Source organism: Granulicella sp. L60, assembly GCF_009765825.1.
Lineage (GTDB): Bacteria > Acidobacteriota > Terriglobia > Terriglobales > Acidobacteriaceae > Edaphobacter.
The window spans coordinates 679632-705634 of record NZ_LMUR01000018.1; the positions used below are offsets into that span (position 1 = coordinate 679632).

General features: G+C 59.1%; 20 protein-coding genes, 1 pseudogene and 1 riboswitch. Of the genes and pseudogenes, 13 read left to right on the plus strand and 8 right to left on the minus strand.

What is annotated here, in order from left to right; translation table 11 throughout:
• Nucleotides 1-154: 154 nt before the first annotated feature.
• From GSQ82_RS13215 to GSQ82_RS13230, 4 genes are read left to right on the plus strand one after another with little or no spacing between them, the layout of a single operon-like run.
• On the plus strand, nucleotides 155-1678 hold the full coding sequence (locus GSQ82_RS13215; protein ID WP_158792724.1) for a TolC family protein: 1524 nt from the start codon (nucleotides 155-157) through the stop codon (nucleotides 1676-1678).
• Between the two features lie 2 nt (nucleotides 1679-1680).
• Nucleotides 1681-2994, plus strand: coding sequence for an HlyD family secretion protein (locus tag GSQ82_RS13220; protein ID WP_158792725.1), 1314 nt, complete (start codon nucleotides 1681-1683; stop codon nucleotides 2992-2994).
• A 60-nt stretch (nucleotides 2995-3054) separates the two neighbouring features.
• Nucleotides 3055-3651, plus strand: a complete 597-nt coding sequence (locus GSQ82_RS13225; RefSeq protein WP_158792726.1) for a Dps family protein — start codon at nucleotides 3055-3057, stop codon at nucleotides 3649-3651.
• A gap of 30 nt (nucleotides 3652-3681) precedes the next feature.
• On the plus strand, nucleotides 3682-4869 hold the full coding sequence (locus GSQ82_RS13230; protein ID WP_371417204.1) for a VTT domain-containing protein: 1188 nt from the start codon (nucleotides 3682-3684) through the stop codon (nucleotides 4867-4869).
• Nucleotides 4870-5036: 167 nt separating this feature from the next.
• On the opposite strand, the gene GSQ82_RS13235 is transcribed toward GSQ82_RS13230, so the two are convergent.
• Nucleotides 5037-5762: an energy transducer TonB gene (locus GSQ82_RS13235; RefSeq protein ID WP_158792727.1), complete on the minus strand. Its 726-nt coding sequence runs from the start codon at nucleotides 5760-5762 to the stop codon at nucleotides 5037-5039.
• A gap of 266 nt (nucleotides 5763-6028) precedes the next feature.
• Between GSQ82_RS13235 and GSQ82_RS13240 the strand changes: the two genes are divergently transcribed.
• Both GSQ82_RS13240 and GSQ82_RS13245 read left to right on the plus strand, forming a co-directional pair.
• On the plus strand, nucleotides 6029-7618 hold the full coding sequence (locus GSQ82_RS13240; RefSeq protein ID WP_158792728.1) for a UbiD family decarboxylase: 1590 nt from the start codon (nucleotides 6029-6031) through the stop codon (nucleotides 7616-7618).
• 76 nt (nucleotides 7619-7694) lie between these two features.
• A complete protein-coding gene (locus GSQ82_RS13245) occupies nucleotides 7695-8783 on the plus strand; it encodes a hypothetical protein (RefSeq protein WP_158792729.1) in 1089 nt (362 codons plus the stop codon).
• Here the strand turns inward: GSQ82_RS13245 and GSQ82_RS13250 are convergent, their stop codons facing one another.
• A complete protein-coding gene (locus GSQ82_RS13250) occupies nucleotides 8784-9335 on the minus strand; it encodes a molybdopterin-dependent oxidoreductase (protein ID WP_158792730.1) in 552 nt (183 codons plus the stop codon).
• Between the two features lie 39 nt (nucleotides 9336-9374).
• Between GSQ82_RS13250 and GSQ82_RS13255 the strand changes: the two genes are divergently transcribed.
• The 5 genes from GSQ82_RS13255 to GSQ82_RS13275 all read left to right on the plus strand — a co-directional run bounded on the left by GSQ82_RS13255 (nucleotide 9375) and on the right by GSQ82_RS13275 (nucleotide 13300).
• The gene (locus GSQ82_RS13255) at nucleotides 9375-9878 is read left to right on the plus strand and encodes an NADH-quinone oxidoreductase subunit I (protein ID WP_158792731.1); all 504 of its coding nucleotides are present in this window, start codon (nucleotides 9375-9377) and stop codon (nucleotides 9876-9878) included.
• 201 nt (nucleotides 9879-10079) lie between these two features.
• Nucleotides 10080-10457: a hypothetical protein gene (locus GSQ82_RS13260; RefSeq protein ID WP_158792732.1), complete on the plus strand. Its 378-nt coding sequence runs from the start codon at nucleotides 10080-10082 to the stop codon at nucleotides 10455-10457.
• A gap of 166 nt (nucleotides 10458-10623) precedes the next feature.
• Nucleotides 10624-10744, plus strand: a riboswitch (SAM riboswitch).
• Nucleotides 10745-10866: 122 nt separating this feature from the next.
• Entirely contained in the window at nucleotides 10867-12147 is a 1281-nt protein-coding gene (gene thrC / locus GSQ82_RS13265) for a threonine synthase (RefSeq protein ID WP_158792733.1), read from the plus strand.
• Nucleotides 12148-12429 (plus strand): MoaD/ThiS family protein, encoded by a 282-nt coding sequence (locus GSQ82_RS13270; protein WP_158792734.1) that lies wholly within the window; start codon nucleotides 12148-12150, stop codon nucleotides 12427-12429. It abuts the gene before it with no gap.
• A gap of 721 nt (nucleotides 12430-13150) precedes the next feature.
• A complete protein-coding gene (locus GSQ82_RS13275; protein ID WP_158792735.1) occupies nucleotides 13151-13300 on the plus strand; it encodes a lmo0937 family membrane protein in 150 nt (49 codons plus the stop codon).
• An 855-nt stretch (nucleotides 13301-14155) separates the two neighbouring features.
• On the opposite strand, the gene lon is transcribed toward GSQ82_RS13275, so the two are convergent.
• The 5 genes and pseudogenes from lon to GSQ82_RS13300 form a co-directional block, all read right to left on the minus strand.
• The gene (gene lon, locus GSQ82_RS13280) at nucleotides 14156-16582 is read right to left on the minus strand and encodes an endopeptidase La (RefSeq protein WP_158792736.1); all 2427 of its coding nucleotides are present in this window, start codon (nucleotides 16580-16582) and stop codon (nucleotides 14156-14158) included.
• A gap of 219 nt (nucleotides 16583-16801) precedes the next feature.
• Nucleotides 16802-18088 carry an ATP-dependent Clp protease ATP-binding subunit ClpX gene (gene clpX, locus GSQ82_RS13285; RefSeq protein WP_158792737.1) on the minus strand — a complete coding sequence of 429 codons (1287 nt, stop codon included), beginning with the start codon at nucleotides 18086-18088 and terminating at the stop codon, nucleotides 16802-16804.
• A gap of 201 nt (nucleotides 18089-18289) precedes the next feature.
• Nucleotides 18290-18892, minus strand: a pseudogene (gene clpP, locus GSQ82_RS13290) (ATP-dependent Clp endopeptidase proteolytic subunit ClpP); the annotation flags it as partial.
• A gap of 32 nt (nucleotides 18893-18924) precedes the next feature.
• Nucleotides 18925-20352, minus strand: coding sequence for a trigger factor (tig, locus tag GSQ82_RS13295; RefSeq protein WP_254061632.1), 1428 nt, complete (start codon nucleotides 20350-20352; stop codon nucleotides 18925-18927).
• 151 nt (nucleotides 20353-20503) lie between these two features.
• Nucleotides 20504-21817: an aldose 1-epimerase gene (locus GSQ82_RS13300; RefSeq protein WP_254061752.1), complete on the minus strand. Its 1314-nt coding sequence runs from the start codon at nucleotides 21815-21817 to the stop codon at nucleotides 20504-20506.
• Nucleotides 21818-21953: 136 nt separating this feature from the next.
• Between GSQ82_RS13300 and GSQ82_RS13305 the strand changes: the two genes are divergently transcribed.
• Both GSQ82_RS13305 and GSQ82_RS13310 read left to right on the plus strand, forming a co-directional pair.
• The gene (locus tag GSQ82_RS13305) at nucleotides 21954-22667 is read left to right on the plus strand and encodes a uracil-DNA glycosylase (protein ID WP_305794673.1); all 714 of its coding nucleotides are present in this window, start codon (nucleotides 21954-21956) and stop codon (nucleotides 22665-22667) included.
• Nucleotides 22668-22962: 295 nt separating this feature from the next.
• Nucleotides 22963-23259 (plus strand): YtxH domain-containing protein, encoded by a 297-nt coding sequence (locus tag GSQ82_RS13310; RefSeq protein WP_158792741.1) that lies wholly within the window; start codon nucleotides 22963-22965, stop codon nucleotides 23257-23259.
• 152 nt (nucleotides 23260-23411) lie between these two features.
• On the opposite strand, the gene GSQ82_RS13315 is transcribed toward GSQ82_RS13310, so the two are convergent.
• Nucleotides 23412-25880, minus strand: a complete 2469-nt coding sequence (locus GSQ82_RS13315; RefSeq protein WP_158793679.1) for an ATP-dependent Clp protease ATP-binding subunit — start codon at nucleotides 25878-25880, stop codon at nucleotides 23412-23414.
• Between the last annotated feature and the right edge of the window lie 123 nt (nucleotides 25881-26003).

Here is a 26003-nt window from a genome sequence, read left to right on the forward strand (position 1 = left end):
AATGGTTCGAGTGTAGCGAACATTTTCGAACGTTATTTTTGAAGATCTGCTGAAACTAACTGCATCAAATTGGTTACACGGATTGATAAAGATTCAAAGCGGTATACACAAACTAATCCATTCGCAACCCATGATGCAGGTTAAGATTAGACATATGACTGAAAGCAAAATGATGCAAAACGCCAAGGACGTGCTGCGTCTCCTTGGCCTCTGCGCAGTTGTGGTTGCCGTTCAGGCACAGGCTCAGTCTCCCGGAGGGCAGCAGGCTTCCAGCCCTGCCAGCGGCCCCAGCACCGGTAATAGCAGCTCCGCCGTCGCCAGCGCGCAGCAGAATCTCTACGGAGCCTCTGGCGACAACGGCGCTAAAGTCACCCAGGACTCCTTCAAGGGCAGTATCATGACCGGCACCGCCACCAGCGGCGTGTTCGATCTCTCCCTCGACGACGCCATCCAGCGCGGCCTCCGTCAGAACCTCGGCCTCATCCTCCAGACCTCGGCCCAGAAGTACTCCAACGGCCAGCGTCTCGAAGAGCTTCAAGCCCTGCTCCCCACCGTCACCGCCAACGCCAGCATCGAGGTCGAGCAGATCAACATCGCCGCCTACGGACTGAAGTTTCCCGGCGTCCCCTCCATCTTTGGGCCATTCCAGGTCGTCGACTTCCGCGCCTACCTCACCCAGAACCTCTTCAACGTCTCCGCCCTGAAGAACTACCTCTCCGCCAAGCACAACTTCGAAGGCGCCAAGCTCACCGCCGAAGACGCCCGCGACCTCGTCGTCCTCACCGTAGGCAATGCCTATCTGCTCTGCATCGCCGACGGCGCCCGCATCGAAGCCGTCACCGCCGAGCTCGCCACCTCTAAGGTCTCGCTCGATCAGGCCGTCGCCGCCCACGATGCCGGCACCAGTCCCAAGCTCGACGTCCTCCGCGCCCAGGTCGACTACCAGAACGAAGAGCAGAGCCTCATCTCCGCCAAAAACAATCTTGAGAAGGATAAGCTCGCGCTCGCCCGCACCATCGGCCTGCCGCTCGACCAGCAGTTCCGCCTCACCGACCTCGAGCCCTTCCAGCCCCTCAACCACGTTGATCCCCAGACTGCCTTCCAGCAGGCGCTGAAGTCCCGCAAAGACCTTCAGGCCGCCGCCGAGACCGTCAAAGGCGCAAACGACGAGAAGACCTCCGCCTGGGCCTATCAGCTTCCCGTCGTCAGCTTCTCGGGAGACTATGGCGACCAGGGCACCACCGCCGCACACTCCCACGGAACCTTCACCGCCACCGGCCAGGTCAGCGTTCCCGTCCTCCAGTTAGCGAAGACCCACGGTCAGGAGCAGGTCGCCGAGGCCCAGTTCGAACAGGCCCGCGACAAGCTCTCCGACCAGGTCCAGCAGGTCAACCAGGACGTGCGCGACAGCCTCCTCGACATCGAGACCGCCGCCAAGCTCGTCGAATCCACCCACTCCAACGTGGATCTGGCCAACGAGGCCCTCAGCGAGGCGCAGCAGCGCTTCCATGCCGGCATCTCGGACAATTTACCCGTCTCGCAGGCTCAATCGCAGACCGAGCAGGCGAACGATCAGTACATCAGCGCGCTCTACCAGCACAACATTGCGAAGCTTTCGCTAGCCCGTGCCCTCGGCGTCGCGCAGACAAACTACAAAGACTACCTCGGAGGAAAGTAACCTTGCCAGACCAATCAGAGCAGCAGCAGGGCGGCCAGACCGCGCAGATCAGCGGCACCGTCCAGATCAAGCAGCAGAACGGCGGCGATAGACAAGGCGCTCCAGAAGACCACAGCCACGACGACGATGATGCCACGCAGAAGAAGTCCGGTCGCAAGTTCGTCGTCATCGCGGTCATCATCCTGCTCGTCATCGGCGCAGGCATCTTCTACTGGCGCTCCACCTTCTCCGAAGACACCGACGACGCTCAGGTCGACGGTGACCTCTATCAGGTAAGCTCCCGCGTCACCGGCCAGGTCATCAAGGTCTACGTCGAGGACAACCAGCAGGTACAGGTCGGCGCACCCATCGCCGAGATCGATCCCCGCGACTACCAGGTCGCCCTCGAGCAGGCGCAGGCTAACCTCGCCAGCTCGCAGGCCTCCGCACTTCAGGCCACCGTCAACGTTCCCATCACCAACGTCAACGTTAATACCAGCGTAAGCACCACCGGCTCTGACGTTCAGGGATCCACGGCCGCTGTCGATCAGGCCAAGAAGCAGGCCCAGGCCGCCGAGGCCCGTGTCGCGGCTGCCAAAGCCAACGCCGTCAAGTCCCGTCTCGACGTCGAGCGCTACACCCCGCTCGTCCAGAAGGACGTCATCTCCAAGCAGCAGTTCGACGCAGCCGTAGCCACCGACGCCTCCAACACCGCCGCCGTGCTCGAGGCCGAAGCCACCGTCATCGCCCAGGAGGCCGCCGTCACCCAGGCCATCCAGAAGCTCGCCCAATCGCGCTTCCAGGCTGCTCAATCCATCCGCACCGCGCCCGACCAGGTTCGCGTCCAGCAGGCCCGCGCCAACTCTGCCCTCGCCGACGTCAAGCAGGCCCAGGCCAAGGTCGATCAAGCCGAGCTTAACCTCAGCTACACCCACATCACAGCGCCCACCACCGGCATCGTGAACAAGAAGAACGTACAGATCGGTGCCAACCTCAGCATAGGTCAGAACGTCCTCACCATCATTCCGCTCACCAACCTCTGGGTCACCGCTAACTTCAAGGAGACGCAGCTCTCCCGGATGAAGCCCGGCCAGGAGGTCACCCTGAAGGTCGACGCCCTCGGCGGACGCAAGTTCCACGGCAAAGTCACCCAGATCGGCGGCGCCACTGGCTCCATGCTCTCGCTCTTCCCGCCGGAGAACGCCACCGGAAACTACGTCAAGGTCGTCCAGCGCATCCCCGTCCGCATCGACTTCACCAACGTGCAACAGGAGAACGGCGACTACGCCCTACGCCCCGGCATGTCGGTCACACCCGACGTCACCGTCAAGAATTAAGCGGGAAACCGACAACCACTCCCGGGCATCAGAAGAGTGAAGCAAAAAGGGAGATTTGATATGGCCGTTGCAATGAAAAAAGTGAACACCGGCGACGCAAACGTTGCGCCCCACTGGCACGCCCACGCCAAAGAGATCCAGAAGTACGGCTCCGTCATTCAGGACATGCCGCACCCTCTCGATGCCAAGGTGCGCGCCGACATGGTCGCCAAGTTGAACCAGCTTCTGGCGGACTCCATCGTCCTGCGCGACATGTACAAGAAGCACCACTGGCAGGTCTCCGGCCCGACGTTCTACCAGCTTCACCTCCTCTTCGATAAGCACTTCGACGAGCAGGTCGAGATGGTCGATACCATCGCGGAGCGCGTTCAACTCCTCGGCGGCGTCACCATCGCCATGGGCGGCGACGTAGCGGAGGTCACCCGCATCCAGCGTCCGCCGCGCGGCAGGGAAGAGGTTCCCGTCCAGATCTCGCGTCTGCTGGAAGCTCACAAGATCATCATTCAGAGCTGCCTCGATATCTCCGAAGCAGCCGACAAGGCGGGCGATCAGGGCACCAACGACCTCGTCGTCAGCGACATCCTCCGTCCCAACGAACTGCAGTCCTGGTTCATCGGCCAGCACCTCGTCGAGATGCCCCTGATCCTGGAAAAATAAGAAGTTTTTAAAAGGTATAAAAGTCACGCAGTGACCTCCCGCCGAGCAGGCGGCCCGTCCGGCAGGACAATCACCCGCACAAAAGCCAGCAGCAAACAGCAGCCCAGCCGCTCCAACGGCCGGGCTGTTATCTTTAACACCAACACGCATCCAACGGCCCACTCGCTTCATCCAAACTTTTACGGTTCCCTTATGCCAATCGCACTCGTATTCTTCGTTCACTACGCCTACCTGATCATCTTCCTCTGGGTGCTGGTGGAGCAGATCGGCATCCCCATTCCAAGCATCCCGGTGCTCCTCACCGCGGGCACTCTCTCGGCCACCCACCGGGTCTCGCACCTCTACGTCGTCATGGCTGTCCTCTGCGCCTGCCTCGTCGCCGACACCATCTGGTTCTCCCTCGGCCGCCGCTACGGCAACAGCGTCCTCAAGCTCCTCTGCCGCCTCTCCTTCGAAGCCTCCACCTGCGTCAGCAAGACCGAGGGATACTTCACCCGCCGCGGTTCCGTCACCCTGCTCTTCGCAAAGTTCGTCCCCGGCCTCAGCACCGTCGCCGCGCCCATCGCCGGCCAGACCGGCATGCCCTACGGCAAGTTCCTCATGTGGGATCTCGCCGGTTCGCTCATCTGGGGCGAGACCTTCATCCTCGCCGGCCGCTTCTTCGGCGACGTCGCCAAAAAGAGCGCGCCCTTCTTCCATTGGCTCGGCCACTTCGCCTTCGTGATCTTCGTCTTGATGGTCATGGGCTTCCTCGCCTATCGCATCTTCAAGCAGCGCAAGTTCCTCCAGCAGGTACGCGAGATGCGTCTCGAACCCGCCGAACTGAAGGAGATGCTCGATGACGCCACCGCCGCCGGCCACACCCCGCCCTTCATCGTGGACCTCCGCCATCCGCTCGACTACCTGCCCGATCCCCGCGTCATCCCCGGCGCGCTCCGCATCGGGCCGAACGAGCTGAAGCTCCACAGCGAGATTATCCCGCGCGACCGCGACGTCATCCTCTACTGCACCTGCCCCAGCGAGGAGACCTCCGCCAAGCTCGCCCTGCAACTCCACAAGATGGGCGTCTACCGCGTGCGTCCTCTGCGCGGAGGCTTCGACGGCTGGAAGGATGCGGGCTATCCGCTGATCGACTACGTCACCGAGACTCCCTCCAGCGACGTTGTGGAGAAGATCCTTCCCGCCACCACTGCCAACACCGCCGTCACAACGCACTAAAGAAATAAATGCGCCCTGCGCGGGCAGCGATCACTTCGTGATTTACATACCCCTCCGGTCGCCGCTCCCGATGGTCGCCTGATAAATTTTCCGTCGACCAACGGGAGGCCCACGCGAAGAGGTATACACCCCACGAAGTGGGCGCCGCCCGCGTAGAGCGCACTTCATCACCCACCCATCCGAAAGTTCACCGTGATGCGCGTCTGCACCTCCGTCGCCTCTCCATTCAACAGAAACGGCCTGTACCGTGCCCCACGTATCGCCTCCAGCGCCGCACTCTGCAGCATCGCCGGACCGCTCACCACCCGCAAACTCTCAATCGTCCCCGCCCTTGAGATCACCGCCTCCACCACCACCGTCCCCTCCACATGCGCCGCCCGCGCAATCGCCGGATACACCGGCACAATCGGCGCAAGCAGCATTCCTTGCGACACCCCCGAAGACACCGGCACAGGCCTTGCAGCCGTCCGCGCCGGAGCCACCGACACCGCAGGCCCAGCCCCAACGCCAACGCCAACCCCATCCGGCAGACCCGCACCCATCCCAACCACCCCCGTCATAATCGCCGCAGGCGCATCGTTCTCGCTCGTGTTTTTCCCAAACAGCAAAGAAGCAGCCGTCACCTGCCGCACCAAGCTGACAGCAGGACTAACAGACTCCGCACTCGAAGCAGCAGCCGCAGCCCGCTCCACCCGCACCGGAGGCCTAGGCGGCACCGGCAACAGCACCTTCGGCATATCCACATGAAACGGCATCGCCTCCGGATGCATCAGCGGAAGCGCAATCACCAGCGCCACCACGCCAAACTGCAACCCCACCGACGCCAAAGCCGTCCACCGTTGACGCGCAGGCATCTGGCCCACACGCGACTCCACAAGACTGTCCTCAAACATAGAAGCACCCTCCAAAGATCGGATCCAGGTGCGCAACCAGCGAGGAGTGCGTCCGTACAACGTTAGACACCCAGCACTCCCAGATGTTCCCGCCGCACGCTTGACACAGCACAGCCCTCCCACAAGGACTAAACTGAGAGAGCAGTCTGGCGCTCAACATCCGTTCGACCTTGAAGTCCAGACCTAAAGTATCTCGTTCGAAGACTTTGCGCAGTTTCATGGGGATGGGGAGTACACCGTCCATCCCAAAGAATCAGGAGAGGGAATTGCCCTACAACGACCTACGCGACTGGATCAGGCAGCTCGAAAAAGCCGGCGAACTCAAACGCATCACCGCTCCCGTCTCACCCATCCTCGAGATGGCCGAGATCGCCGACCGCGCCGCCAAATCAGGCCGCAGCACATCCAAAGCCGGCGGCCCCGCTCTCCTCTTCGAAAACGTCACCGGCCATCCCGGCGCCCGCGTCCTCATGAACCAGTTCGGCAGCGAACGCCGCATGCGCCTCGCCCTAGAAACCGACTCCCTCGACGCCATCGCCGACCGCATCCGCACCCTGCTGAAACCGCAGACACCTACAAGCTTTGTAGACAAGCTCAAGATGCTCCCCATGCTCGCCGAGGTCGGCAGCTTCTTCCCCAAGGTCATCCCCGCCAAGGAAGCCCCCTGTAAGCAGGTCATCCATCGCGGCGAAGACGTCAATCTCCTCGAACTCCCCATCCTCAAGACTTGGCCGCAAGACGGAGGCCGCTTCATCACCCTCCCCTGCGTCATCACGCGTGACCCCAAATCCGGCAAGCGCAACGTCGGCATGTACCGCATGCAGGTCTACGACGGCCAGACCACCGGCATGCACTGGCAGCGCCAGAAGGTCGCCGCCGAGCACATGCGCGAGCGCCTTCGCGAAGCCTCACCCGACTCCGCCGCCCGCGTCGACCTCATGGCCCTCACCGCCGGCGGCACCACCGCAGCCTCCTCGCTCGACACCCTCAACACCTCCACCGTCACCCGCATCCGCGGCGACCGCATGGAGGTCGCCGTCGCCATCGGCACCGACCCCGCCACCACCTTCAGCGCCATCGTCCCCGCCCCCCCTGACGTCGAAGAATATCTAATCGCCGGCTTCCTCCGCCAGAAACCCCTCGAACTCGTCAAAGCCGAGACCGTAGACCTCGAAGTCCCGGCCCACGCCGAGTACATCCTCGAAGGCTACGTCAACCTCGGCGAACTCCGCACCGAAGGCCCCTTCGGCGACCACACCGGCTTCTACACCATGCAGGACGAATACCCCGTCTTCCACCTCACCTGCATCACCCACCGCAAAGACCCCATCTACACGGCCACCATCGTCGGCAAGCCCCCGATGGAGGACGCCTGGATGGGCAAAGCCGTCGAACGCATCTTCCTCCCCCTTATGCAGCTCACCCTCCCCGAGATCGTCGACGTCAACCTCCCCGCCGAGGGTGTCTTCCACAACCTCATGATCGTCTCCATCAAAAAGTCCTACGCCGGCCACGCCCGCAAGATCATGAACGGCATCTGGGCCATGGGCCAGGCCATGTTCACCAAGTGCATCATCGTCGTCGATGAAGACTGCGACGTGCAGGACCTCGCCGAGGTCACCCTCCGCACCGCCAACAACATCGACCCCGAGCGCGACATCCAGTTCACCCTCGGCCCCGTGGACTCCCTCGACCACGCCTCGCGGCTCCCCAACTACGGCAGCAAGATGGGCATCGACGCCACCCGCAAGTGGGCCGCCGAGGGCTTCACTCGCCCCTGGCCCCCCATGCTCACCATGGATCAGGAAGTAAAAACCAAAGTCGACGCCATCTGGAAAAAACTAGGCATCGACTAGCCGGATCAAACCTTGTCGCGCTCGCTATAGACGAGTCTTAATCTCACCAGTCCCAACTTCAGGAGGCTAAGAAAAGATGTCGGCATCGTTCAAGCCAGAAGATGTAAGGCTCAACTACGACCCCTCCGCTCCGCAGCAGCGCTTCCGCGACGCCGGACTCGAAGCCGCCTTCCTCGATCCCGCCGCACAGCTTCCCACCGCGATTCCATGGCCCTCCGGTGCCGCTCCCACAGCCGCTCCACTCACTCCTCCGCCCGCCGACACCGATGACCTCTCGCGCTTCAAAGGCTACGATGCAGTCGTCGTCACCTGGACCGCCGCCGAGGCTGCCGCACTAGCCACCCTCCTCTCGCCGGGCTACGCGATCTCCACCTGGTATCCGTACCGCTACAACGTCGCAGAATATATCCCCCTCGTCACCGGCAAGGATTCGCCTTTCAACGACGACACCCCCTCTATGTCGCGCTACTACCACACCCTCGCGCTCTACCTGCCCTGCCGCATCGGCAACGCGAAGGTTCTCCTCATAAAAAGCGGCCTCCACCTGGACTACGACGGCCCCGCCACCCCAGTCAAGAAACTGATGACCGAGATCGCCCAGACCGTCACTCCCAAGCTTTTCATCACAACCGGCACAGGCGGAGGAATCGGCTCAGACGTTCTCCTCGGCGACGTTGTCATCGCCGGAAGCGTGCGCTTCGACTGCACCGAACAGTTCAAGACCGAGCCCTGGCACAACGCCGTCTTTACCCCATCGACGCTGCCCGCCGGAGTACTCACCGCAATCACTCCTGCACTCACCCAGCCGAACGCCTCTCGCATCCCCAACGCAAGAACCACACCCAAGATCTGGAGCGCCGCCAGCGACGCCATCGTCACCACCGACTTCTTCTCCTTCGACGACTCCACCGATCACTACAAGCTGCAAGGCCTGGGGAAGGCCTGCGACATGGGCGATGCCATGGTCGCCAGTGCCCTCCAGGGAATCCCCAATCTCTCCTGGCACGCCGTCCGCAACGCATCCGACCCGCAGATTCCAAACCCGACCAACAGCATCACCGAAGCCGCAAAGACCGCCGCCCAGATCTATGCAAAGTACGGCGGCCTCACCACTGCCGCCAGCGTCATCGCCACCTGGGCCATCATCCACACTGCAACCGAATAGCTACTCCGCGCTCTTCACCGTAATCGCGCTCAGATTCCGCACCCACCGCTCCGGCCTCTTATCGCCGCTATCCACCAGCTTCAGCGCACCATCCTCGCCCAGCGGCTTGCCGCCCATGCTCGTCGCAACGATCACATCCCCGTTGTGCTCCGACGCCTCCACCTCCGTCACCGAGTACAGCACCCAATACTTATCCATACCCTCAGCGACGATATAGCTCCGCAGCATCTTCCGGTGCGTCGTCTTGTCGACAGGGAAGCCGTACTTCGCCAGCAGCTCGCCCAGCGCCACGCCGGAGTAAGTCTCCTCCAGTTTCGTATGCTCGTTATGCACCGTCACCGTCTTCTGCGGCATCGCCTCCAGCTCGGCCACCGTCGGCGTCGTCGCCTTACCATCCACCGCCAGCGTCAGGCTGGTAGAAGGCACCGTAGGAGCATGCGCATGCTCCGTCATCGGTGCCATCGTCTGATCCTGCGCACGGACACCCAACGGCCCCAGCATCACTACCGACAACCCAGCCAGACAGCAGGGAAAAAACCAGGCTCTCTTCATGGCTTTCAGCCTATCGCGCCCCCGTCGTATACTCAAGGCATGTCTATCGTCCGCGACGCCGCCGCCATCGCCAAGGGAATGAGCATCACGCTGAAGCAGGCCTTCCAGCCGACCGAAGTCGAAAACTATCCCGACGGCAAAGGTCCCATGCGCGGAGCCAAGTTCGAAGAACGCTTTCGTGGCAAGCACCAGCTCCAGCGCGACGAGAACGGCCTGGAAAAGTGTGTCGCCTGCTTCCTCTGCGCCGCCGCCTGTCCCTCCAACTGCATCTACATCGAGGCCGCGGACAACACCGACGAGGTCCGCATCTCCAGCGCCGACCGCTACGCCAAGGTCTACAACATCGACTACAACCGCTGCATCTTCTGCGGCTACTGCGTCGAAGCCTGCCCCACCGATGCCATCACCCACGGTCACGGCTTCGAGCTCGCCACTCTCAACGCCACCAACCTCGTCATGCGCAAAGAGGATCTGCTGGTCATCACATCCACGCTTCCCGACGTCGTGCAATCGGACAAAGACGAGGCCGGAATCCTCGCCTAGCGAACATCGAAAGTATCGCAACGCCAGCCACGCTCAGGCAGGTATCCAGTCGCCGAAGCGCAGTGGCAGGCCATCTCAGTCCGGCCAGTCGAAAGTACTTGGCCACCGGCAAACGAACATGGTAAAACTCTCTGCACCCACTCAGTAGTAGGTAGCGGATCTGAGAACCTGGGCAACGATCGAACGAAAGTCAGGCAGACTATGAGCACGCCGCTGAACGACAAACGAAAGATCCTTCACATCTGCACCCGCGAGACCATCCGCCCCCTTCGCGACCGCATCCTCACCCTCTCCGGCTTCGAGGTAGACTCCACCCTCAGCTACGAAGAAGGCCTGGGCCTCTTCTGGGCCAGCCACTACGACCTCGTCCTCATCGACGTCGAAGGCGAGGGCCGCGTCCCCGCCGCGGAACACATGTGCTCCGAGATCAAGACCGCGCAGCCCGAGCAGATCATCGCCTTCGTCTGCAACTGGCGCGTCGCCAACCTCACCGACTGCCCGGACGAGATCCTCCGCACCGAGTTCGACCCCGCCGCCTTCGCCCAGGGCGTACGCGACATCGTCCAACCGCAAGCCTAGCCCGCAAGCCTCACCAAGCGACCAACGAGAGCCGCACCCGAAGGGAATACACAAGTCACGAAGTGACCTCCCGCCGAGCAGGCGGCCCGTCCGGCAGAACCCAAGTTGCAGCCGCGCAAAGCCTGTGATACAAACGAAGTATTCCAGTCTGCTTCGGCAGATTTGAATTTCATGCAGAGTGGTTGAGGGACGAGCCCTTTGACGCCACGACAACCGGACAGAACAAACGCGTACCGGTGTCAACTCTCTCCTGGGAGCCCTATGGGCTGCTACAGGGAACATGAGATTCGGAGCACGCAGTCCAAAATTAAGGCCTGCACCCCGCATTTCACCTTCCCGGCCGTATCTGGCCATCCCCACAGAGAGTAAGCGCAAAGAGTTCACACCCTTTCCCCTCGGAAAGAGCAAGATGAACTACTCCTGTAGCCGGTATGAGCTGAAGTGTAACGAGTGCAGCAAGCGGTTCGGCAACCAACCCCTCTCCGCCTGCCCGGACTGCCTCGCCCCCTTAGAAATCGCCTACGACCTCGAAGCCGTACGCGGCATCTTCACCAAAGAAAACATCTCTGCCGGTCCAGCCAACATCTGGCGTTACGCCGCTCTCCTCCCCATCCCAGACGGCTTCCAGCCCGACCTCCCCGTAGGCTTCACCCCGCTCGTCCGCGCAAAGAACCTCGGCAAGCGCATCGGCGCGTCCAATCTCTACATCAAGAACGACGCCGTCTGCTTCCCAACCCTCAGCTTCAAAGATCGCGTCGTCTCCGTCGCCCTCGCCAACGCGCAGAAGTTCGGCTTTGAGATCGTCGGCTGCTCCTCCACCGGCAACCTCGCCAACTCCGTCGCCGCGCAGGCCGCCCGCCTCGGCCTCAAGGCCACCATCCTCGTCCCCGCCGATCTCGAGCCCGCCAAGATCCTCAACACCCTCGTCTACGGCGCGCGCCTCATCCGCATCGACGGCAACTACGACCACGTCAACCGCCTCTGTACCCAGATCGCCGACGAATACTCCTGGGGCCTCGTCAACGTCAACCTCCGCCCCTACTACGCCGAAGGCTCCAAGACCGTCGGCTACGAGATCGCCGAGCAGCTCGGCTGGCGTCTGCCCGATAACGTCGTCGTCCCCATGGCCGGCGGCTCGCTCATCCGCAAGATCCGCAAAGCCTTCAACGAACTCATCCACCTCGGCCTCGTCGAAGCCAAGCCCGTCCGCTTCTTCGGAGCCCAGGCCACCGGCTGCTCCCCCATCTCCGTCGCAGTCAAATCCGGTGCCGACTTCATCGAGCCGCAGCGCCCCAACACCATCGCCCGCTCCCTCGCCATCGGCAACCCCGCCGACGGCCCCGCAGCCTCCAAGATGATCCGCGACACCGGCGGCTGGGCCGAAGATGTCTCCGACGTCGAGATCGTCTCCGGCATCCAGGAGCTCGCCGAGACCGAAGGCATCTTCACCGAGACCGCAGGCGGCGTCACCACCGCCGTCACCGCCCGCCTCTACGCCGACGGTCGCATCTCGCCTGACCAGATCACCGTAACCTGCATCACCGGCAACGGCCTCAAGACCACCGACGCCCTCGCCGGACGCTACCAGCAGGAACGCGCCGTCCGCCCGCGCCTGGCAGACTTCGATGCCTACCTACGCGAGCTCGACGGCATCGCAGAACCAGATCTCGCCACCGCAGGAGCACGATAAATGTCCATCAAAGTCACCCTCCCCACCGCCTTCATCCGCCACACCGATGGCCGCAAGCACTTCGACTCCGCCGCCCACAACCTCCCCGGCCTCATCGCCGACATCGACCAGACCTTTCCCGCCCTCTCCACCCAGATCAAGGACGAAGAAGGCAAGCTCCGCCGCTTCATCAACATCTACGTCAACGACGAAGACATCCGCTTCCTCGGCGGCGAGACCTACGCCTTCCAGGACGGCGACGAGGTCATGCTCATCCCCTCCATCGCCGGCGGATCCCTCTAGGCAGTATGCGAACATACAGCCTTAGCGGTAAGTGATGGATAGAAAGTATCGTCCTAAGCGTCTGTGAGTGTCATCCTGAGCGGAAGTGATGGGATGGATTGATATTGAAATTGTCATCCTGAGCGAAGCCTCTCGCAGTTTCATCGCGAGAGGCGAAGTCGAAGGACCTGCGTTTCGCTCAACGTGCCAATACCTTCTCCATATCTCGCACCACATCTGGACCAGTTCCACATCGTGCTATAGGTCGATACCACCTAGCCACTCACTGCGTCGGCAGCAACCAAACACAGCACCACGTTTTGCTGCCGCGCACACCCTCCCGTTGACGTTCACCGGCAAGCCGTTGCATCCTTCCTGCTACTGCTCCCTCTGCTGCTTCTGTCTCCGCTGTCGCAACGACTGTCCGTTTGTTTGTCATTCCGCAGCGTAGCGGAGGAATCTGCTGTTGTGGTTGCTTCTGGCGGTTGCGGTTGCTGCTGCCTTTCCTTTTGCCGTTGTTCTTGCCGTTGCCCGCTCCCCATCCCCATTCCGAAGCGCAGCGAAGGAATCTCCGCCCCAGCCTCCACTAGATCTATCCAGGCACCCCCCCACAAAAGACCCTTTCCACCCCACTCCCATCAAAATCCAGGCACGGAGCAACGAATCCGCCACATCTCCGCTCTTATGTTCTGTAAACATTCGCACGAGTCGCGCCAATTTACTTCAAGAAAGAAGGATCGACATGTTTCTCATTCTCGCGGTTGTACTTGTTCTGCTTTGGCTGGGCGGGTTCTTTGTCCTTCACGTCAGCAGCTTCCTCATCCACCTGCTGCTCATCTTTGCCGTCATCTCCATCATCATGAACTTCGTCAGCGGCAGACGAGCCGTCTAGAACCAAACTGCCTTGCTCTCTCTAAATGGCTGCGTCACATTTGATGTGACGCGGCCATTTCGCCGTCTGGAAATCGATACGCCGAGCACCATAAAACGACAGCGAAATCACCACCGGTTCACCACCAAAAGGCCTCATCGCACCACACCAGGGCCACTCCGCGCTCACCATCCCGCTCCTCTTACCTCACATTCCAACAGCCTTTGCTTTGTCCTTGCCTCATTCTTGTTTGCCTTTGTTCTTGCTCTTGCATTTGTTCTTGCTCTTGCATTTGTTCTTGTTCTAGCCTTTGTTCTTGTTCTAGCCTTTGTTCTTGCCGTTGTCCGCTCTTTTATTTGTCATTCCGCAGCGCAGCGGAGGAATCTGCGGTTGCCGTTGCTCTTGTTGTTGCTCGCTCTTTTATTTGTCATTCCGCAGCGCAGCGAAGGAATCTGCTGTTCGACATAAAGGGGCAGGGCAACTCCCGCATCCGCCATCAAAACCTGTCAACCCCCTAAGCAACGAATCCCCGCGCCAATCCAGGAGATTCACGTTGCGTAGAAGTTATCTCCCACCCGCTATACTTGATATAGAGAACAAATTCAAAAGCCCCGGTCATCCACCGGGGCTTTTGTCTCTGCTAAAGAAGGTATTTTGCCCAAGAAAACCCGTAACTCGTTTCGAAAGAAATATTTACCCGTAACCCGTTTATTTAGAAATATTTACAAGGATCGTTTTTCTTATCTCGTTGCAAAGAAGTAACTTAGCCTATAGTACCCCTAGGGGGTGGGGTACCCCGAGATAGGCCCGAGTCCGCGCAAAGAAAGAGGCCGAACCCTTTGGGTTCGGCCTCTTTCATATTATGCGGTGGAAAATTTACTGGTGAGCCACAGGCTGAGGAATCTCAAGCCCGGTAGGCGGCAGCACGGAAGCCAAAGCCTCCGGCGTCTCCTCCTGCAGCTCTGGAAGATTGCCCTCCAGCGCAAGCTTCAGCACCTGGTCCATCTCCTCCACGAAGTGCAGCTTCATGGTGCTCTTCAGTAGCTCCGGAAGATCGGCCAGATCCTTGCGGTTCTCCTCGGGCAGAATCGCCTCGAAGATGCCCGCACGGTGCGCGGCCAGCAGCTTCTCCTTCAGGCCGCCGATCGGAAGCACCTTGCCCCGCAGCGTGATCTCGCCCGTCATGGCGATATCGCGCCGCACCTTGATCTTCGTAAGCGCGCTCGCCAGACCCGTAGCCAGCGTAATACCAGCCGACGGTCCGTCCTTCGGAATCGCTCCCTCGGGCACGTGTACGTGGATGTCGACGTTCTTGTAAAAGTCCTTCGCCAGTCCAAGATGATGCGAACGCGAACGAATATAGGTAAGTGCAGCCTGTGCCGACTCCTGCATCACGTCGCCCAGCTGCCCGGTCGCCGTCATCTTGCCCTTGCCGTCGAGAACCTGGACCTCAGTCTGGAGAATCGTTCCGCCCATCTCCGTCCACGCAAGGCCCGTAACCAGACCAACCTCGCTCTTCTCATGTACCTGCGAGTCGCGGAACTTCGCCACGCCAAGAATATCGCCGATATTCTCGCCCGTGATCAGCTCCTTATGCTCCGGGCCGTTCTTGACCACACGCCGGGCCACCTTGCGGCAGACATTGCCGATCTCGCGCTCAAGATTTCTGACACCGGCCTCGCGCGTGTATCCGCGAATGATCTGCTTCAGTGCATCGTCCTCAAAGACGATCTGCTCTTCGGTCAGTCCAGTGCCTTCACGCTGCTTCTTCACCAGATACTGCTTGGCGATCTCCAGCTTCTCGATCTCGGTATAACCATGCAGCCGCAGGATCTCCATGCGGTCCTGCAACGGCCCCGGAATCGTATGCAGCACGTTCGCCGTAGCGACAAACAGTACCTGCGAAAGGTCGTACTCGACGTCTAGATAGTGATCCTGGAACGAGCCATTCTGCTCCGGATCCAGAACCTCGAGCAACGCGCTCGCCGGATCGCCACGGAAGTCCGACGCCATCTTGTCGATCTCGTCCAGCATGAACACTGGGTTCTTCGTCCCAGCCTTCTTCATGGACTGGATAATCTGGCCCGGCAGCGCGCCGATATACGTCCGGCGATGTCCGCGAATCTCCGCCTCATCCCGCACGCCGCCCAGCGACATCCGCACGAACTTCCGTCCTGTAGCCTTCGCGATCGACATACCCAGCGACGTCTTACCCACACCCGGCGGCCCGACGAAGCACAAAATCGAACCCTTCGGATTCTTCACCAGCTGCCGAACCGCGAGAAACTCAAGAATCCGCTCCTTGATCTTCTCCAGACCATAGTGATCTTCGTTCAAGATCTGCTCCGCATGCTCGATCGAACGAATCTCCTTCGAACGCTTCTTCCACGGCACAGCCAGCAGCCAGTCCAGATAGTTCCGCGACACCGTAGACTCCGCCGACATCGGCGGCATCGCCTCCAGCTTCTTCAGCTCCTGCAGCGACTTCTCCATCACATCTTTCGGCATCGCCGCCGCTTCAATCTTCTTCTTCAGCTCATCGAACTCGGACTTCTCCCCACGTCCAAGTTCCTTCTGGATAGCCTTAATCTTCTCATTGAGGTAGTACTCTTTCTGCGCCTTCTCCATCTGCCGCTTCACCCGCGACTGAATGGTTCGGTCCATATTCAGTTTCTCAATCGCCACATCCAACACATCAGCGACCTTGGACAGCCGACTCTCTGGATCGAATACCTCGAGAAGCTGCTGCTTCTCCTCGATCGAGAGCTGCAGATTGGCAGAGATCGTGTCCGCCAACTTGGCAGGCTCATCCGCGCGAACGCTCGCCGCCATCGTCTCGTAGTTCAAGCTCTGCTGCAACTTCACATACTGCTCAAACAGCGAGTGGACGCGCTGCATTAACTGCTCTACCTGCGGGGTCAGATCGAGCTGAGTCTGCCCCGTCTGGACGGTCGCAACAAAAAAGCCGTCAACGTCATTGACCTCAGTAGCCCGGGCCCGCTCCACACCTTCAACCAGGACTTTAATGTTTCCGTCCGGCATCTTCACGCTTTGGACGATATTGCCTATCGTGCCGGTCTCGTAGATGTCGTCCGCATTCGGCTCGTCCACTGAGGCATCATGCTGCGTCGCAAGAAAGATCTTCCGGTCGCCCGACAACGCCTCTTCAAGAGCACGTACGCTTGACTCGCGTCCAACAACAAACGGCGTCATCATGTGGGGAAAGATGACCATGTCTCGAATGGGCATCATAGGAAGCTTGCGAACGTCGCCGCTCAGCGTTTTATGGGGTTGGTTTGTCATCGCTCTCCAATTAGACGTTAAAACATCGAGAATGATGCATCGATGTAGCGGCTCGAGGTCATTGTAAATCGTCTAACCTATCACGTGCTCGGCAAACTTCAGCGAATCAAAACGCTTTCGTACCGTTCGTCGATATGGATCGCGAAAGCTCTTATAACTGCTGTAGAGGATGAGAAGAAAGCGCAAAGAAGCTACACGCGCTATTCCGCGATCCGCGTCCTAGCCTGCCTTTTCGAGCAACATTGGCAGTGTCAAACTGTGCTTTTTCACCATCTCAGCCGTGATGGAAAGTTCTTTGACTTTCTTGTTGCCCGGAACGTAGTACATAAGATCAAGCATCAACTCTTCCAAAATCATCCGCAGGCCGCGTGCGCCAACCTTCCGCTGCAGCGCCTCGCGCGCAATCTCCCTTGCCGCCTCGTCGGTGAAGGTTACCTTCACACCCTCGTACTCGAAGAGTTTTGCATACTGCTTCAGAATCGCGTTACGAGGCTTTGTCAGAATCTCGATCAATGCCGTCTCATCTAGCTCATCCAGGATGCCCAATACAGGAAGCCGGCCGACAAACTCCGGAATCAGCCCATACTTCAGCAGATCCTGTGGCTCCGCCTGTCGCAGCAGCTCCGCATCTCGCTGAGCCCGGATCGGCGTTACGTCACCATCCTTCACATCCGGATCGGCAACTGTCTTGAATCCAAGCGCCTTCTTGCCGATACGTCGTCCAATCACCTTTTCGAGGCCCACAAATGCCCCACCACAGATGAAGAGGATATTCGTCGTGTCTACCGCAGTGAACTCCTGATGAGGATGCTTGCGCCCACCCTGCGGTGGAACATTGGCAACTGTGCCCTCAAGGAGCTTTAGAAGCGCCTGCTGCACGCCCTCGCCAGACACATCGCGTGTGATCGAAGGGTTCTCGTCTTTGCGTCCAATCTTGTCGATCTCGTCGATGTAGATGATCCCGCTCTGCGCACGCTGTACGTCGCCGTCCGCAGCCTGCAGCAGTTTCAGGATGATGTTCTCGACATCCTCACCCACGTATCCAGCCTCGGTCAGCGTCGTCGCATCCACGATCGCAAACGGCACGTCGAGCATCTTCGCCATGGTTTGCGCCAGAAGCGTCTTGCCTGATCCCGTCGGTCCCACCAGTAAAATGTTCGACTTTGCCAGCTCCACATCGTTGCCGCGCGTCTTGTTCATCTGGATTCGCTTGTAGTGGTTGTACACCGCCACGGCAAGTTTCTTCTTCGTCTGATCCTGTCCAATCACATACTCATCCAGAAATGCCTTGACCTCCTGCGGCTTCGGCAGATGGGCAGGCGCGGCTCCTGGTTGTGCTTCGGTGCGGTCATCTTCGAGGATCGAGTTGCACACCGCAACGCACTCATCGCAGATGTAGGCCCGCGGATAGTCCGAAGGAGATGAGATGAGTTTGGCAACGGCATCCTGCGATTTGTGGCAGAACGAGCAACGAAGAGATTCGTCTGAGCCCCGTGACGTTTTCATAGGTGCGACAACTCCTGAGTGTTCCGCGCAGCAAAGTCTATAGGTTAAGTTTACACCTGTTTCACCTTGGAAGCAGTGGGCGGGTGCTTGCTGCTATACCCCGATCTGGTCATGGACACAGAAGTAATCCCCCGTCAGTAACCGGATGCGCGAGAAGCCCGGACCGTGGGTCCGAGCTTCTCAGCTACGCGATACTCGCAACTACGTGCGAGGCCGATCGATGATGTCGTCGATGATCCCGTATTCCTTCGACTGCGCGGCCGTCATGATGAAGTCGCGCTCCACATCCCGTTCAATGCGCTCCAGTGTCTGACCTGTACTTGCGCTCATCAGCTTGTTCGTGATCTCACGAATGCGCAGAATCTCGCGAGCATGAATGTCGATATCGGTCGCCTGCCCGCTCAGCCCGCCCATCGAAGGCTGGTGGATCAGGATCCGTGAGTTAGGCAGGGCAAACCGCTTGCCCTTCTTTCCCGCCATCAAAAGGAAAGCACCCATGCTCGCAGCCTGCCCGATGCAGAACGTCACGACGTCATTCTTGAGGTACTGCATCGTGTCATAGATCGCCAGACCGGCTGTGATCGATCCGCCTGGCGAGTTGATGTAGAGCTGAATATCCTTCTCTGGGTCTTCCTGGCTCAAAAACAGCATCTGCGCAATGATCACATTGGCGATGTTGTCATCGATCGGTGTGCCCAGAAAAATGATGTTGTCCCGCAGCAGACGGCTATAGATGTCGTAGGCGCGTTCGCCCCGGCTCGTCTGCTCGATCACCATCGGTACTAATCCCATAACACTCTCTTTCTTCTGTCCGTTAGCAACCCGACAACTTCACTCTACGATGCAAGCTTCTCGTAGAGCACGCTTCCAGTCTTCTCGCGCCGCATCTGCTCGCGAATCCTGTCCAGTCCACCGTCGTTCGAAAGCCTTTCACGCAGCGTCTCCAGCGGCTCCCGCGACTGAATTGAAAGCATCAACAACTCGCGGTCGACGTCTTCCTCCGGGACCGAAATACCTTCGGCTTCGGCTATACGGTCCAGAAGCATAGAAGCCTTCACCTCGTTGACAGCCTGGTCGCGCTGAGAGGCACGCAGTTGTACAAAGTCCAGCTTACGCATGTCTTCGACCTTCATCCCCTGTTGCGCCAGCGCACGCAGTCCACGATCCAGGCGAGCTTCGATCTGCTGCTGCACAAACGACTCGGGAACAGGGAACTGATACCGCTCGATCAACTCGCCCAGCAACTTATCTTTAGCACCATTATCGAGCGCCGTCTTCTTGCGGTCAGAGGTATGTTCGCGCAGTTTGCTCTCGAACTCCTCCCAGCTCTCATAGTTGCCAAGCTGCTTTGCAAACTCTGCATCACGCTCGGGATAGCTCTTGTGTTTGACACCCTTCACGGTCACGTTATAGCTCACGGTCTGCCCTGCCAGCCGCTTTTCACCAAAGTCCGCGGGGTAGTCGACCTCAAACTTGAGTTCCTGACCAGCTTTGGTTCCGCGCAGTGCATCGTTGAAGGCCGCCAGCGTATTCTTTCCGCCAATCTCGATCAGTACATCCTCGCCGGTGATCGGTTCGGAGTTCGAGACATTCTCCAAGCCATCCTCAGACACTGTCTGTGCCAGGTCCTTCATTTCGCCGCGGAACTGGATCTCGGCCCAATCTCCATCGACCAGCGGACGGTCTTGTTCCACAGGTTCCACCGTCGCGTGACTGTCCAGTACCCGGGCGAGCTCTGCCTGATACTCGTCATCGGTCAGAGCGGCATCTGGCTTGGCCACATGCACTGTGTCGTAACCTGCAATGTCGATCTCAGGCGCAACCTCGAACGCTGCCTTGAACTTCATCGGCTGTCCATCGAAGAGTACCAACTCAGTCAGTTGTGGTTCGGAGACAGGCCGAAGCTTCTGCTCGTCAATCGCCTTACGGAACCGATCCGACACAAGGCTCTCCAGAACCTCCTGCCGAACTTCCTTCGCAAACTTCGTCCGCACCAGCGACTCCGGCACCTTGCCTGCGCGGAAGCCCGGAATACGGGCCAGCTTCTGATACCGCTTCACCACCGACCGGAAGCTCTTCGAAACCTCCTCCGCCGGTGCTTCCACTTCAATCTCTCGAGTCAGTTCAGGGTTCAGCGAAGGTGCGTGATTATGCACATGGTTGTGAGCGTCGTTATGCTCATGGTGTTCATCCGTATTCGCTAGCTCGGACTGCAGCTCGGCAGTCTCATTCGTCTCAGTCATCTCAGTCGGGGTCAAATCCATGCCTTCCAAATAGCGCTTCTATATGCCGCGCCGCTCGCTGATCTGCAGAGCGAGCGCGATCCACGCCTCTCTACTACTGTACGAGGGTTCGATAGAGGGGGTCAAACCTCGTCTCGAGCCTCGCCCGGCCTCTTCCATGCAAACCAGCCGCTTATAGGTGTTCCGTCTGGTTGGAGCTCAACGAAAATATCTCCAGCCGGATCTTCCATTGCGTCGACTCTCCCGGTTGCAGTACCACCATTCCGGTATCCTCGCCCTTCGCCCACTGCCGCCCGAACGGGTCGTCGTAGTTGAACTGAGGCTCGATCGAGATGTACGAGCCATCCAGCGGAGCATATACCCGTATCGCCTTGATCGTCGGGGTCACCGCCGTGATCCGTAGTCCATAGTCGTTCTCCGGATCGCGCAGTTCCACCATCGGACCGTTATCCATCATCCCCCGCTTTAGTCGAACGAAGCTGTCGTCGAGGTTCAGCGCCCCCAGCTTCGCACCCTTCGGCTGGGTGAAGTCATACTCGGTCCCTTCTACCGGCACTAGCCTCCCGCTTAAATCGCCGTTGCGCCGGTCCTTTACGTCCACGCGCATTGCGGATGGTAGCCTCAGCATCATCTGGCCGCGATGCCCATTCAGAATTGCGAAGCGCGGATGCCAGCCTATGCCCATCGGCTCTGCGGTGGTTCCTGTATTCCGCGCCATCACCCTCATCTCGATCGCCCGGCCACTTAGCTCCACCGTCGTCGTGATTTCTGTATGCGACGGCCAATGCCCATCGAAGTTGCCTGCGTGGAAAACCGCCTGCGCCTGGCCACCATCCGGCATCACATTGCTGGTCACGGTGTCCGAAGGCATCTTCAGCAATAGGCCACCTGCTGCCATCGTCCCCCCGCCATCGTAGCTGTCCTTCGTATCCGCTGGGAGCATCAACCGCGTGCCGTGCCACATCACGCTTAGATTCTGGCCCTCCGCTGCAGGCGAACCCGAGACGCGTCCTGCCCACGGCACCTCGATAGCCCCGCCCATATTTAGACTTCGAGATCCGGTCGAATCCGCTCCTGTCCCCGTCAGTAGACGGCCAGCGTCTTCCAGAGAGGGGGAATCCAGCAGATTCACCTCGCCCCTCAACGGTAGCGTAGCCGTGATCTGAAATACGTTCATTCCGCGGCCAGGTAGCAGCGTTGCCGATAGGAACTCGGGGTTGGGATCTCCCGCAATCGCGGAACGCTCCAGCCGCACCACGTCCTGCCCACCTGGCCGCACCGCCACCGCCTCAGGCTCCGGGCGCTTATTCAGTTCATGCTTCAGCTCCGCAAAGTGTCCCAGGATGTGCTCGTGCCATCCCACCGCCAACACTGACACCACCACCATCAGAAACACGATCGTCAGCAGACCAGACCGCATTAACGCAGCGTGCCATAACTTACGACGACGTGCGGCAAACCCCTGTTTTAGAAGCGCCCAGTACATCCTGCTCAATCTCGGATCTTCCAACTCGCCGCCTATTCCACATTCCGTAGCAAAAATTATTTTATGGTATCCACCACGCCGGACAATGTTTCAACTCCGTGCGCATCTGCTATCGCAACCTCTATCATTAGATGCAGTGACTGCCTCTACACACAGTACGTCTCCACTTCTTCTGCAGATTAGTGAAACCATCACAAAATGCGAACGCTGCCCCCGCCTGCGCGACTACTGCCGCGGAATCGGCGAGACCAAACGCCGCGCTTACCTCGAACACACCTACTGGGCCCGTCCCGTCTCGGGCTTTGGCGATCACCGTGCCCGCATCCTCATCCTTGGCCTCGCTCCCGGTGTACACGGTGCCAACCGCACCGGTCGCCCCTTCACCGGCGACGGAGCCGGCAACTTCATGTATCCCGTCCTGCACGACCTTGGTCTTGCCACCAAACCTGACGCCGTCAGCCGCGACGATGGTCTGAGGCTTCGCCATGCTTGGATCGCCTCGGTAGTACGCTGCGCCCCGCCTGGCGACAAGCCTCTCCCCGCGGAGATCCGCAACTGCTCCAGTCATCTTGCTGCCGAGATCGAGGCTCTGCCACGCGTCCGCGTCGTTGTCTGCCTGGGGAAGATCGCCTTTGACGGTTATCTCGCATACCTTCTCCACACCGGCGTCATCACCCGCAAATCGGACTACCAGTTCTCACACGGAGCGTACTATCAGCTTCCCAACGGCTTGCACCTTCTTAGCAGCTACCACCCATCGCTACGCAATACCAACACCGGACGCCTGAATCGCCCCATGTTTGCGCGAATCTTTCTACGCGCCAGGGAACTCGCCGGTCTTGCTGTCTAAAGGCGATTTCTATCTGCAAACACATTCAATACTGCAAACGCCGGTCCCACGATCATGGCGCCAAAGAGAATCGCAGTCAGAAGATCTTTCACACTTCACCTCACCCTTACTCTAGCTCGCGCCTCCTGCTGACCGGGAACATTCAATCGGCAGTGAACTAGGCAGCCATTACCTGTCATGATCCCTCCGTGGCTGTGGTCGATACAGTTGCCTAATCAAAGAAATAACCAACCAATCACCATCCGATGGAATCAGATTAGAAAGAGAAGGAAAATCACGCACGAGGTATTAAAAAATGAGCGCAAAGAATTATTGGTTCGCCTTCGGCATCGGCGTCAGCGCAGGAGCGGCAATCGCTCTACTCTATGCTCCACAGACCGGGGTCAGGACGCGCAAGCAACTCCGGAAGGGAGTCGAGGAAGCAGGAGATTACCTCGAAGATGCAGGCAACTATCTCAAAGCCCAGGCAGAGCGTCTCAGCGATGAGACCCATAAGGCCATCAAGCGCACAAAGAGTCAAGTTGATTACGCTGTAGACAAAGCAGGCGACGTGGTGAACAGTGCAGTAAAGTCGGCTCAGTCCCTCGTCTGAGCAACTTCGAGTTTTGAACAAAGATCCCGGCAATCAAGCCGGGATCTTTATTTTGAACGAGTCCCGATTGCGACGAATACTCTCACAACGCCCTAGAACAAAGTGCTCCGGCAGCTTCTACCGGGGCACCCATTCCATTTAGTCAAATGAGATTAAACGGTCGTCAATGCTAATCCAGCAACCTTTTCTTCCCCATCAGAGGCAATTGGTCTGTAGAAGAGCATGTTGTTTTCCATGTACACCTCAAGAAACGCCGGCCGCTGCACGATTCCGCCGCCGATCAGCGCCTCCGACAGAGGATCCTCAACAAACCGCTGCAACGCACGGCGCAGAGGTCTTGCACCGTAACTCCGGTCCGAAACAGTCTTCTCGATGATCCACCTCTTCGCATCGTCGGTCACTGAGATCGTGATCGCCTTATGCACCAGGTTGACGTTCAATTGCTGTACCAGTAGCTCGAGAATCTGCATCAGATCGGAGTCAGAGAGAGACGTGAAGATGATGATCTCGTCCAGACGATTCAGGAACTCGGGATTGAAGGTGCGTTTCACTTCGCCACGCACCAACTCCTCCATCTTGTCCAACACCATGTCTTCCTTCTCACTCTGAAAACCCAGCCCCTGCCTCTTCTGCAGATGCTTCGCTCCAATGTTCGACGTCATGATGATGATGCAGTTCTTGTAGTCGACCGTGTTGCCCAGTCCATCCGTCAACTGCCCATCTTCAAAGACCTGCAGCAGCAGATTGAATACGTCTGGATGCGCTTTCTCGATCTCATCGAGCAACACCACGCAGTATGGATTGCGCTTCACGCGCTCCGTAAGCTGCCCGCCCTCCTCATAGCCAACATAGCCCGGAGGCGAACCGATCAACTTGCTCACGGAGTGCTTTTCCATGAACTCCGACATATCGAAGCGAATGAGCGCCTTCTCGCTGCCAAAGAGGAACTGCGCCAATGTTCGCGCCATCTCCGTCTTACCCACGCCCGTAGGCCCGAGAAACAGGAAGCTGCCGATCGGACGGGCTGGATTCTTCAGCCCAGCACGCGACCGTCTAATTGCCCGCGCCAGCGCCGAGATCGCCTTCTCCTGCGAGATCACGCGCTTGTGCAGCTCTTCTTCAACCCGCAGTAGCCGTTGCGTTTCCTCTTCCTTCAGAGAAGTAATCGGCACACCCGTCCAGCGGCTCACCACATCTTCGATATCTCCGCGCGTCACAATTCCCGCCGAAGAATCATCCAGATGATACTTATCCCGCAGCGCCCGCAGATTCTCACGCTCCTTGCGCTCCTCATCCGAGTAGAACCGTGCCTTCTCGAACTCGTGATTCGCAATCGCGTTCTCCATCCTGTGCACGATGAACTTGATCCGCTTCTGTACTTCGATCAACTCTTCGGGCATTGAGGTCTGGCGCAGCTTCACCCTTGCCCCCGCCTCGTCGATCAGATCGATCGCCTTATCCGGCAGGAAGCGATCCGGAATATATCTGCTCGAGTGCGATACCGAGAACGTAATCGCGTCGTCGGTATAGCTCACCGCGTGGAATTTCTCGTACTTCTCCTTGATCCCCATGATGATCTTGATCGCGTCTTCTTCGTTCGGCGGCGGAACCTTCACCGCCTGAAAACGCCGTTCGAGCGAGCGGTCCTTCTCAATCGACTTCCGATACTCCGCCGGGGTCGTCGCGCCAATGCACTGAATCTCGCCTCGACTCAACGCCGGCTTGAGAATGTTCGCCGCGTCCAGCGATCCCTCCGCCGACCCAGCTCCCACCAGCGTATGCAGCTCGTCGATGAACACGATGGAGTTCTGATTCTCCATCAGCTCCTTCATGATCGTCTTCAGGCGTTCTTCAAACTGTCCGCGATACTTCGTACCCGCAACGATCAACGAAAGATCCAACGCTAGCACTCGCTTGTCCGCAAGAAAGCTCGGCACCTCGCCATCGGCAATCTTCTGCGCCAGGCCTTCGACGATCGCCGTCTTACCCACACCCGGCTCACCGATCAGTACTGGATTATTCTTCGTCCGGCGGCATAGAATCTGGATCACCCGATCCACCTCCGTATCGCGCCCAACCAACGGATCCAATTGCTGGTCCATAGCCGACTGCGTCAGATCGCGCGAAAATTCCGCCAACATACTCTGTTCGCCGCGTTGTCCCTTGCCGCCCTGCGACGAAGGAGTCTTCTCCTGCGTCGTCCGCTGCAGCTCTTCCCGGATCGCAGGCAGCCTCAACCCGCGCTCCTGCAGAATCTCCGCCGCAAAGCACTTCTCCTCGCGCAGCAGCCCCAACAGAAGATGTTCCGTTCCAATATGTTTGTGCGACAACCGCTCCGCCTCTTCTGCGGCATAGGCCAGCACCCGTTTGCACTCATTCGATAGAGGGAGATCGACTGAAGTCGACACCTTCTCCCGGATCGTCGTATGTCCTTCGATCTGCTTGCGTATCGACTCCACTGACGCGTGTGACCGTAAAAAGCGATTCGTCAGCGCCTTGTCCTCCCGCAGCAACCCAAGCAGCAGATGCTCGGTTTCGATGTAAGGCGACCCAAACTGACTAGCCTCATAACGGGCGAAAAAGATTACCCGTCGCGCCTTCTCCGTATAGCGTTCGAACATGTTATCCCCTTCAAGCCAGCCACCACGCAAGCCCGAAGGCCCCATAGCGCCGTTGGTCCCAACAACCGTCCCCGTGCCGCTCGCTCCCGGAGACAAATCAGGCTACTCCAAGCTGCAAAGCGC

What these genes read in the sequence shown, in the direction of transcription:
- GSQ82_RS13215 (WP_158792724.1), top strand. Translation starts at nt 155, where the DNA reads ATGACTGAAAGCAAAATGATGCAAAACGCCAAGGACGTGCTGCGTCTC.
- GSQ82_RS13225 (WP_158792726.1), top strand. Translation starts at nt 3,055, where the DNA reads ATGGCCGTTGCAATGAAAAAAGTGAACACCGGCGACGCAAACGTTGCG.
- GSQ82_RS13235 (WP_158792727.1), bottom strand. Translation starts at nt 5,762, where the DNA reads ATGTTTGAGGACAGTCTTGTGGAGTCGCGTGTGGGCCAGATGCCTGCG.
- GSQ82_RS13245 (WP_158792729.1), top strand. Translation starts at nt 7,695, where the DNA reads ATGTCGGCATCGTTCAAGCCAGAAGATGTAAGGCTCAACTACGACCCC.
- GSQ82_RS13250 (WP_158792730.1), bottom strand. Translation starts at nt 9,335, where the DNA reads ATGAAGAGAGCCTGGTTTTTTCCCTGCTGTCTGGCTGGGTTGTCGGTA.
- GSQ82_RS13255 (WP_158792731.1), top strand. Translation starts at nt 9,375, where the DNA reads ATGTCTATCGTCCGCGACGCCGCCGCCATCGCCAAGGGAATGAGCATC.
- GSQ82_RS13260 (WP_158792732.1), top strand. Translation starts at nt 10,080, where the DNA reads ATGAGCACGCCGCTGAACGACAAACGAAAGATCCTTCACATCTGCACC.
- thrC (WP_158792733.1), top strand. Translation starts at nt 10,867, where the DNA reads ATGAACTACTCCTGTAGCCGGTATGAGCTGAAGTGTAACGAGTGCAGC.
- GSQ82_RS13270 (WP_158792734.1), top strand. Translation starts at nt 12,148, where the DNA reads ATGTCCATCAAAGTCACCCTCCCCACCGCCTTCATCCGCCACACCGAT.
- GSQ82_RS13275 (WP_158792735.1), top strand. Translation starts at nt 13,151, where the DNA reads ATGTTTCTCATTCTCGCGGTTGTACTTGTTCTGCTTTGGCTGGGCGGG.
- lon (WP_158792736.1), bottom strand. Translation starts at nt 16,582, where the DNA reads ATGACAAACCAACCCCATAAAACGCTGAGCGGCGACGTTCGCAAGCTT.
- clpX (WP_158792737.1), bottom strand. Translation starts at nt 18,088, where the DNA reads ATGAAAACGTCACGGGGCTCAGACGAATCTCTTCGTTGCTCGTTCTGC.
- tig (WP_254061632.1), bottom strand. Translation starts at nt 20,352, where the DNA reads ATGGATTTGACCCCGACTGAGATGACTGAGACGAATGAGACTGCCGAG.
- GSQ82_RS13300 (WP_254061752.1), bottom strand. Translation starts at nt 21,817, where the DNA reads ATGTACTGGGCGCTTCTAAAACAGGGGTTTGCCGCACGTCGTCGTAAG.
- GSQ82_RS13310 (WP_158792741.1), top strand. Translation starts at nt 22,963, where the DNA reads ATGAGCGCAAAGAATTATTGGTTCGCCTTCGGCATCGGCGTCAGCGCA.
- GSQ82_RS13315 (WP_158793679.1), bottom strand. Translation starts at nt 25,880, where the DNA reads ATGTTCGAACGCTATACGGAGAAGGCGCGACGGGTAATCTTTTTCGCC.